7 protein-coding genes and 1 pseudogene are annotated in these 9,551 nt (G+C 71.8%); all 8 read left to right on the top strand.

Annotation, left to right across the window (positions count from 1 at the left end; translation table 11 throughout):
• Positions 1-444 (top strand): hypothetical protein (locus tag QM611_RS09495; protein ID WP_415079671.1); only part of this gene is annotated, 444 nt, incomplete at its 5' end.
• Positions 441-1,580: a glutamine-hydrolyzing carbamoyl-phosphate synthase small subunit gene (carA, locus tag QM611_RS09490; RefSeq protein ID WP_415079670.1), complete on the top strand. Its 1,140-nt coding sequence runs from the start codon at positions 441-443 to the stop codon at positions 1,578-1,580. The genes QM611_RS09495 and carA, both read left to right, overlap by 4 nt.
• Positions 1,573-4,923, top strand: coding sequence for a carbamoyl-phosphate synthase large subunit (carB, locus tag QM611_RS09485; protein ID WP_415079669.1), 3,351 nt, complete (start codon positions 1,573-1,575; stop codon positions 4,921-4,923). The genes carA and carB overlap by 8 nt, the downstream gene beginning before the upstream one ends.
• Positions 4,920-5,777 carry an orotidine-5'-phosphate decarboxylase gene (pyrF, locus tag QM611_RS09480; RefSeq protein ID WP_415079668.1) on the top strand — a complete coding sequence of 286 codons (858 nt, stop codon included), beginning with the start codon at positions 4,920-4,922 and terminating at the stop codon, positions 5,775-5,777. The genes carB and pyrF overlap by 4 nt, the downstream gene beginning before the upstream one ends.
• Positions 5,770-6,666 (top strand): guanylate kinase, encoded by an 897-nt coding sequence (gene gmk / locus QM611_RS09475; RefSeq protein WP_415079667.1) that lies wholly within the window; start codon positions 5,770-5,772, stop codon positions 6,664-6,666. Before pyrF ends, gmk begins: the two co-directional genes overlap by 8 nt.
• Positions 6,667-6,846: 180 nt before the next feature.
• Positions 6,847-7,101 (top strand): DNA-directed RNA polymerase subunit omega, encoded by a 255-nt coding sequence (gene rpoZ / locus QM611_RS09470; protein WP_415079666.1) that lies wholly within the window; start codon positions 6,847-6,849, stop codon positions 7,099-7,101.
• A gap of 64 nt (positions 7,102-7,165) precedes the next feature.
• On the top strand, positions 7,166-8,359 hold the full coding sequence (gene metK, locus QM611_RS09465) for a methionine adenosyltransferase (protein WP_415079665.1): 1,194 nt from the start codon (positions 7,166-7,168) through the stop codon (positions 8,357-8,359).
• A 1-nt stretch (position 8,360) separates the two neighbouring features.
• A pseudogene (locus tag QM611_RS09460) lies at positions 8,361-9,551 on the top strand (primosomal protein N'); the annotation flags it as partial.

The raw sequence follows: 9,551 nt of genomic DNA, 5'->3' as shown, positions 1-9,551 counted from the left end.
GTCGCGTGGCGCCGCCGGGCGCGCCGCGACCGCGAGCCGCTCGCTCCGAGCGGGGAGGCGCCCGCCGGAGCGACCCCGCTCGGCGCGTTCGACGCCTTCTACGTCGCCACCACGAAGCACGAGCAGCCGCTGGAGCGCATCGCCGCGCCTGGGCTCGGCTTCCGCTCGCGCGCCGCGGTCACCGTCACCGACCGCGGCCTCGCGCTGCGGCTCGCCGGGCAAGACCCGATTTTCCTTGCGCCCGAGCGTCTGAGCGACGTCGGGCAGTCCACCGTAACGATCGACCGCGTCGTCGAGGCGGGGGGACTGACCCGCCTCACGTGGCGCACGAACGCCGGCGGCCTCGTCGACACGTACCTTCGTCCGTTGGATGCCTCGGCCAAGACGCTGGCCGATGCCATCCGCCCTCTCGTCCCCGCCCCAGCCACAGGAACCGACGCATGACGCTGTTTTCCACCGATCCCGCCGTCCTCGTGCTCGAAGACGGCACCCGGCACACCGGCCGCGCCTACGGCGCGCGCGGCACGACCCTCGGCGAGGTCGTTTTCTCCACCGGCATGACCGGCTACCAGGAGACCCTGACCGACCCGTCGTACGCGGGCCAGATCGTGCTGCAGACGGCGCCGCACATCGGCAACACCGGGATGAACTCGCAAGACCCCGAGTCGCGCCGCATCTGGGTGTCGGGCTACATCGTGCGCGACCCCTCCCGCGTCGTGTCGAATTGGCGCGCCGACGAGTCGCTCGACGACGCGCTCGTGCGCGACGGCATCGTCGGCATCAGCGGCATCGACACGCGCGCCGTGACCCGGCACATCCGCTCCGCCGGCAGCATGCGCGGGGGAGTCTTCTCCGGCGACGCCGCGGCGCTCGGCGCCGACGAGCAGCTGCGGATGGTGCGCGAGGCGCCGCCGATGGCGGGCCAGAACCTGTCGGCGCAGGTGTCGGTGTCGTCCGTCGAGGTCACCCCGGCGACGGGGGAGCGCATCGGCAACCTCGCGGTGCTCGACCTGGGCGTCAAGCGCGCCACCATCGACAACCTTGCGGCGCGCGGGTTCGACGTGCACGTCATGCCGCAAGACGCGACGATCGACGACATCCGCGCCATCGAGCCGGTCGCGGTGTTCTACTCCAACGGCCCCGGCGACCCGGCGGCATCCGACCAGCACGTCGAGCTGCTGCGCGCCGTGCTCGACGACCGCACGCCCTTCTTCGGCATCTGCTTCGGCAACCAGCTGCTCGGCCGCGCGCTCGGCTTCGGCACGTACAAGCTGCCGTTCGGCCACCGGGGCATCAACCAGCCCGTGCTCGACCGGGCGACCGGGCGCGTGGAGATCACGGCGCAGAACCACGGCTTCGCCGTCGACGCGCCCCTCGAGGGCACGGTGGACAGCCCGCACGGCTACGGCCGCGTCGAGGTCAGCCACATCGGCCTCAACGACAACGTCGTGGAGGGGATCCGGGCCCTCGACATCCCCGCCTTCTCGGTGCAGTACCACCCCGAGGCGGCGGCCGGCCCGCACGACTCCAACTACCTGTTCGACCGGTTCCGCGACATGGTGAAGGAGAACCGTGCCTAAGCGCGACGACATCCGCTCCGTCCTCGTCATCGGGTCGGGCCCGATCGTGATCGGCCAGGCGTGCGAGTTCGACTACTCCGGCACGCAGGCCTGCCGCGTGCTGCGCGAAGAGGGGGTGCGCGTCATCCTGGTCAACTCCAACCCGGCCACGATCATGACCGACCCCGATTTCGCCGACGCGACCTACATCGAGCCGATCTCGCCCGAGGTGATCGAGACGATCATCGAGAAGGAGCGGCCCGACGCCATCCTGCCCACCCTCGGCGGGCAGACCGCCCTCAACGCCGCGATGGCGCTGCACGAGCGCGGCATCCTCGACAAGCACGGCGTCGAGCTGATCGGCGCGAAGGTCGACGCCATCCAGAAGGGCGAGGACCGACAGGTCTTCAAAGAGCTGGTGGTCGAGGCGGGGGCGGATGTCGCGGCCTCCCGCATCGCGCACTCCATGGACGAGGTGCTCGCCGCCGCCGACGAGCTCGGCTACCCGCTCGTGGTGCGCCCGTCCTTCACGATGGGGGGCCTGGGCTCCGGCTTCGCCTACGACGAGGCCGACCTGCGCCGCATCGCCGGCGCCGGCCTGCACGACTCGCCCACTCACGAGGTGCTGCTGGAGGAGTCGATCCTCGGGTGGAAGGAGTACGAGCTCGAGCTCATGCGCGACACCGCCGACAACACCGTCGTGGTGTGCTCGATCGAGAACGTCGACCCGGTGGGCGTGCACACCGGCGACTCCATCACGGTCGCGCCCGCGCTCACGCTCACCGACCGCGAGTACCAGAAGCTGCGCGACATCGGCATCGACATCATCCGCGCCGTGGGGGTGGACACCGGCGGCTGCAACATCCAGTTCGCCGTCGACCCCGCCACCGGCCGCGTCATCGTCATCGAGATGAACCCGCGCGTGTCGCGCTCGTCGGCGCTGGCGTCGAAGGCCACCGGGTTCCCGATCGCGAAGATCGCCGCCAAGCTCGCGATCGGGTACCGGCTCGACGAGATTCCGAACGACATCACGAAGGTCACGCCGGCGAGCTTCGAGCCCACGCTCGACTACGTCGTCGTGAAGGTGCCGCGGTTCAACTTCGAGAAGTTCCCGGCCGCCGACACCACCCTCACCACGACCATGAAGTCGGTGGGCGAGGCGATGGCGATCGGCCGCAACTACACGACGGCGCTGCAGAAGGCGCTGCGCTCGCTGGAGAAGCGCGGATCGAGCTTCCACTGGGCCCCGGCCCCTGAGCCTGTCGAAGGGCAGGCCACCGTGCAAGAGCTGCTCGAGGTCGCGAAGACCCCGACCGACGGCCGCATCATCGCGGTGCAGCAGGCGCTTCGCCTGGGTGCGACGGTGGAGCAGCTGTTCGAGGCGACGGGGATCGACCCGTGGTTCCTCGACCAGATCGTGCTGATCAACGAAGTCGCCCAGTTCGTCGCGGACGCGCCGGAGGTGGATGCCGCGACCCTGCGCGTCGCGAAAGAGCACGGGTTCAGCGACGCCCAGCTCGCGCAACTGCGCGGCATCCCGGAGTCGGAGGTGCGCGGGATCCGGCACGGGCTCGACATCCGCCCCGTCTACAAGACCGTCGACACGTGCGCAGGGGAGTTCCCGGCGCTGACGCCCTACCACTACTCGAGCTACGACTTCGAGACGGAGGTGACGCCCTCGGAGCGCACCAAGGTCGTCATCATCGGCTCGGGGCCGAACCGCATCGGGCAGGGGGTCGAGTTCGACTACTCGTGCGTGCACGCGTCGTTCGCGCTGTCGGAGGCCGGGTTCGAGACCGTCATGGTCAACTGCAACCCCGAGACGGTCTCCACCGACTACGACACGAGCGACCGCCTCTACTTCGAGCCGTTGACGCTGGAGGACGTGCTCGAGGTGCTGCACGCCGAGTCGCGCTCGGGAGAGATCCTCGGCGTCGTGTGCCAGCTCGGCGGCCAGACGCCGCTCGGGCTCGCCAAGGGCATCGAGGCCGCCGGGTACCGCATCCTCGGCACGAGCCCGGCCGCGATCGACCTGGCCGAGGAGCGCGGGCTGTTCAGCGGCATTCTGAGCGCTGCCGGCCTCGTCGCCCCGCGCCACGGCACCGCGATCGACGAGGCGGGCGCCGTGGCGGTCGCGGAGGAGATCGGCTACCCGGTGCTCGTGCGGCCCAGCTTCGTGCTCGGCGGGCGCGGCATGGAGATCGTGTACGACACCCCCAGCCTGCGCGACTACTTCGTGCGAATCGCCGACCAGGCCATCATCGGCCCGGGCCTGCCGCTGCTCGTGGATCGGTTCCTCGACGACGCGATCGAGATCGACGTCGACGCGCTCTACGACGGCGACGAGCTGTACATCGGCGGCGTGATGGAGCACCTCGAGGAGGCCGGCATCCACTCCGGCGACTCGTCGTGCGCGCTGCCGCCGATGTCGCTCGGGCGCACCGAGATCGACCGCGTGCGCGAGGCGACGCGGGCGATCGCCGAGGGCGTCGGCGTGCGGGGGCTGCTCAACGTGCAGTTCGCGGTGTCGGCCGGCGTGCTCTACGTGATCGAGGCCAATCCCCGCGCCAGCCGCACGGTGCCGTTCGTGTCGAAGGCGCTGGGCGTCCCGCTCGCGAAGGCGGCGTCGCGAGTGATGGCCGGCGCGTCGATAGCCGAGCTGAAGGCCGAGGGGATGCTGCCCGAGCACGACGGGTCGCGCGTGCCCCTGGACGCGCCGGTCGCGGTCAAAGAGGCCGTGCTGCCGTTCAAGCGGTTCCGCACCGCCGACGGCGAGACCGTCGACTCGGTGCTCGGCCCCGAGATGCGCTCGACCGGCGAGGTCATGGGCATCGACCGCGACTTCCCGACGGCGTTCGCCAAGAGCCAGGCCGCCGCGTACGGCGGGCTTCCCACCGACGGCACCGTGTTCATCTCGGTCTCCGACAGCGACAAGCGCGCCGTCATCCTGCCCGCCCGGCTGCTCGACGAGCTCGGCTTCGACATCCTCGCCACCGAGGGGACCGCCGAGATCCTCGCGCGCAACGGCATCGACGTGGAGGTCGTGAACAAGTACTCGGCCACGCAGCGCAGTGGCGAGGTCAACATCGTCGACCTCATCAACCGCGGCGACGTCGACATGGTCGTCAACACGCCGTCGGGGGGCCTCGCCCGCGCCGACGGCTACGAGATCCGCGCGGCTGCGGTGGCGGGCGACAAGGCGCTGTTCACGACGATGGCGGTGCTCGGCGCCGCGGTGAGCGCGCTGCCGATCCTGCGCACGGGCTTCGACGTGAAGAGCCTGCAGGAGTACGCCGCGGCACGCACGCTCTCGTCCCGGTCGCCCCGCGAGCGAAGCGAGACGAAACGCGGTGACGTGACATGACCTCGTTCGGCCACCGTCTCCGTGCCGCGCTCGACGCGCACGGCCCGCTGTGCCTGGGCATCGACCCGCATCTCGCGCTCCTTTCGGAATGGGGCCTGGACGCCACCGCGGCGGGCGTGCGCGAATTCGGCCTGCGCGCTGTCGACGCCGCCGCCGGGCGGGCCGGAATCGTCAAGCCGCAGGTGTCGTTCTTCGAGCGTTTCGGCTCGGCGGGCTTCGCGGCGCTGGAAGACGTGCTCGCCGCCTCCCGCGCGGCCGGCCTTGTCACGATCGCCGACGCCAAGCGCGGCGACATCGGCACGACGATGGAGGGCTACGCCGACGCGTGGCTCGCGGCGGGCTCTGCGCTCGAGGCCGACGCCGTCACGGTGAGCCCGTACCTTGGCCCCGATTCGCTGCGCGACACCCTCGCCGCCGCCGTCCGCGCCGACAAGGGCGTGTTCGTCCTCGCCGCGACGAGCAATCCCGAAGCCGCCGCCGTGCAGACCGCGCTCACCGTCGATGTCGCATCGGCCGACGGCCAAACGGTGGCGCAGCGGGTGGCGAGGGATGCGACGTGGCCGAACCGGTCGGCGGCGTTCGACGATGGCCTCGGGCCGATCGGCCTCGTGATCGGCGCCACCGTAGACCGCGCCGAGTGCGGGCTCGCCGACGAACTGCTGGCGCACACGCCGATTCTCGCGCCGGGCTTCGGCGCGCAGGGAGCACAGCCATCCGATCTCCGCTCCGTCTTCGGCGCGCTCGCGCCGAACGTCATCGCGAGCGAGAGCCGGAGCCTGTTGTCCGCGGGCCCTGACCGGCTCGCCGACGCCATCACCGCCCGCGCCGACGAGTACAGGAGTGTCCGTGGTTGACTCCACCCATCCGCCAGAGGTCGACCGTGTCGCCGCATCCCGCAAGGCGATCGCCGCGCGCCGCGCGCGCGCGAGCCTGAAACGGGATGTCGCGACTCGCGTCATCACCCCGCAAGAGATGCTCCGGCGTGCCGCGGCCGACCCGCAGTCGGCGGCCGGCACGATGCGGGTGACCGAGTTCCTCACCAGCATCCCCGCGATCGGCGAGGGAAAACGCGACCGGATCCTCGCGAGTCTGCGGATCTCGCCCGTGAAGCGGCTCGGCGGGCTCGGCTCGCGGCAGCGCGCCGAGCTGCGCGCGTTCCTCGACGACCGCCTGCCCGAGCCCCAGCCGAGGGCGGGCCGCAGCCGGCTCATCGTGCTGGCCGGGCCCACGGCGGTGGGCAAGGGCACGGTGGCCGCGCGGATCGCGGCCGACAATCCCGGCATCCTGCTCTCGGTGTCGGCGACCACGCGCGCGCCGCGTCCGGGAGAGGTCGACGGCGTGCACTACCACTTCGTCGACGACGCCGAGTTCGACCGGCTGATCGCCGACGGCGAGCTGCTCGAGCACGCGACGGTGCACAACTCATTCCGGTACGGCACGCCGCGCGCGCCGTTGGAGGCCGCCCTCGCCGACGGGCGCACCGCGCTGCTGGAGATCGACCTGCAGGGCGCTCGGCAGGTGCGCGCCGCGGCGCCCGACGCGACGCTCGTGTTCCTGCTGCCGCCCAGCTGGGACGAACTCGTCGACCGGCTGGTCGGCCGCGGCACCGAAGACGCCGACGAGCGCGCGCGCCGACTGCGCACCGCTCGCGTGGAGCTCGCCGCGAGGAGCGAGTTCGACCACTTCGTGGTCAACGACGACGTCTCCCGCGCGGCCGCGGAGGTCGTGGCACTCGCCGGCTGAGCCGCCCCCACCCCTTGACGCCGACCCCACCCCTTGACGCCGACCCCACCTCGAATTCGCGGTGCGGACGCGGTGGGCTCGGCAACATCGGGTGGGGTCGGCGGGGCAGCGGTGCGGCGGCTCGGGTAGAATGGGGAATTGCGCGTGTGCGCCCCCAGACACTCCCGAAAGAGGTTTCCCGTGGCCGGAACGAACCAGGGCATCATCGAGCCCCCCATCGACAACCTCCTCGAGCGGGTGGACTCGAAGTACCAGCTGGTCATCTACGCGGCCAAGCGGGCACGCCAGATCAACGACTACTACTCCGACCTGCACGAGGGCAACCTGTTCGACAACGTGGGCCCGCTCGTCGACTCGACGGTCGAGGACAAGCCGCTCACGATCGCGCTGCACGAGATCAACGAAGACAAGCTCCGCCTGCGCGCAAACGACTGACACACACGAGGCGGATGTCGGCGGCGCCGCCCATACTGGTAGTCGACCCCGATCCGGAGCACGAATGACCCAGTTGCGCCTCTTCACCTCAGAGTCCGTCACCGAAGGACACCCCGACAAGATCTGCGACCAGATCTCGGACAGCATCCTCGACGCGATCCTCGCCGACGACCCGAACGGCCGCGTCGCCGTCGAGACCCTCGTCACGACCGGGCTCGTGCATGTCGCGGGCGAGGTGTCGACCTCCGCGTACGTGGAGATCCCCGCGATCGTCCGTGCTGTGGTCGACCGCATCGGCTACACCTCCAGCGACACCGGCTTCGACGGCGACTCGTGCGGTGTGAGCGTGTCGATCGGCGCGCAGTCGTCCGACATCGCCGCCGGCGTCGACAAGGCGTTCGAGCGCCGCGAAGGCGGGTCGGAGGACCCGCACGACACGCAGGGCGCCGGCGACCAGGGCATCATGTTCGGCTACGCCACGGCCGAGACCCCGCAGTTCATGCCGATTGCGGCATGGACCGCGCATCGAATGGCCGAGCGCCTCGCCGCCGTGCGGCGCTCGGGCGAGCTTCCGTTCCTGCGCCCCGACGGCAAGACCCAGGTCACCCTTGGTTTCGACGGCCACGTCCCGAAGACCGTGGAATCGGTCGTGCTGTCCACCCAGCACCACCCCGACATCTCGCAGAAGGCACTGCGCGCCGCCGTGCGCGCCGAGGTGATCGACCCCGTGCTCGAGGCGACGGGCCTCGACCTGCCCGATGTGAAGTACTACATCAACCCCGCCGGCCCGTTCGTGACCGGTGGCCCGAAGGGCGATGCCGGGCTCACCGGCCGCAAGATCATCATCGACACCTACGGCGGCGCCTCTCGCCACGGCGGCGGCGCGTTCAGCGGCAAAGACCCGTCGAAAGTCGACCGCTCGGCGGCGTACGCGATGCGCTGGGTCGCCAAGAACGCGGTCGCCGCGGGGCTCGCCGACCGGCTCGAGGTGCAGGTGGCGTACGCGATCGGCAAGGCCAAGCCGGTCGGCCTGTACGTCGAGACCTTCGGCACGGGGCACGTGGCCGACGAGGTGATCGTCGCCGCCATCCGCGACGTCTTCGACCTGCGGCCCCGGGCGATCATCGAGCGCCTCGACCTGCTGCGTCCGATCTACGCGCAGACTGCGACGTACGGGCACTTCGGCCGCGAGCTGCCCGACTTCACGTGGGAGCGCGCCGACCGCGTCGACGAGCTTCGCGCGGCGGCTGGGCTGTGACGTGCCGCGGCACGTCGCACGGGTGCTGATCGACTCACCGCTGCCGCAGCTCGACCGGCTGTTCGACTACGCCGTTCCCGAGCAACTGATCGCCGAAGCGAAGCCCGGAGTGCGCGTGCGCGTGCCGCTGCGCTCCGCCGGGCGCGTCGTGGACGGCTTCCTCGTCGAGCTCGCTGAGTCCGACGACCCGCGCCCGCTCTCCGAGCTCGACGCCGTCATGTCGCCCGTCGAAGTGCTTCCCCCGCGCCTGTACGGGCTTGCCCGGCGCGTCGCCGACCGGGCGGCGGGGTCGGCCTCCGACATCCTGCGCCTGGTCGTGCCCAAACGGCAGGTCCGCGTCGAGAAGGCATGGATGTCGGCGAGCCCGCCCGAGCGGCCGGCCGTCGCCGACGAGGCGGCCGCGTGGGCGGAGGCGGTGCTCGGCGGGTTGCCGGGCCTGGGCGATGGGCTCGCGGCCGGCGACCGCCTCGCGGTGGACGCCCCGCCCCGCCCCGCCCCGGACGCCGGCGGGTGGGTGGGCGCTTGGGCTGCGCTGCTGGCCGCAGCGGCCGTGCGCACGCTGGCGCGCGGGCGGAGCGCCGTGCTCGTGGTCCCCGACCACCGCGACCAGGCCCAGCTGGAGGCCGTCCTGGCGCCGCGTCTGCCGCCCGGCGCGCTCGTGCTCGACGACGCGACACGCCCCAACCCCGAGCGCTACCGCGGCTTCCTGCGCACGCTCGCAGAGGCGCCGTGCGTCGTCGTCGGCAAGCGGTCGGCCGTCTACGCGCCGGTGTCGAGTCCGGGCCTGGTCGCGGTGTGGGACGACGGCGACCCGCTGCTGGAGGAACCCCTCGCTCCGTACGTGCACGCCCGCAGCGCCGCGCTCGTGCGCCACGAGCTCGACGGTGGCGCGCTGTTGTTCGCCGGCCACACGCGCACCACCGACGTCGAGCGGCTCGTCGGCATCGGCTGGGTTCGGGACGTGCCTGCCGCCCGGCGGGAGAGCCCCCGTGTCGTGCTTGACTCCGTGCGTGCGCAGCAGCGGGGCGAGCGGGTCACCTCCGCCGCGTTCCAGGCCGCCCGCGAGGGGCTGGAGACCGGTCCCGTGCTCGTGCAGGTCGCCCGCCCGGGCTACGCGCCGGTGCTGGCGTGCGCGCAGTGCCGGGCGCCCGCCCGCTGTGCCCACTGCGGCGGCCCGCTGCATGCGCCCGCG

Origin of the sequence: Microbacterium sp. (assembly GCF_047606685.1) — a bacterium.
Lineage (GTDB): Bacteria > Actinomycetota > Actinomycetes > Actinomycetales > Microbacteriaceae > Microbacterium.
The sequence above is the reverse complement of the archived record's forward strand: the minus strand, read 5'-3'. Positions and strand labels throughout refer to the sequence as shown.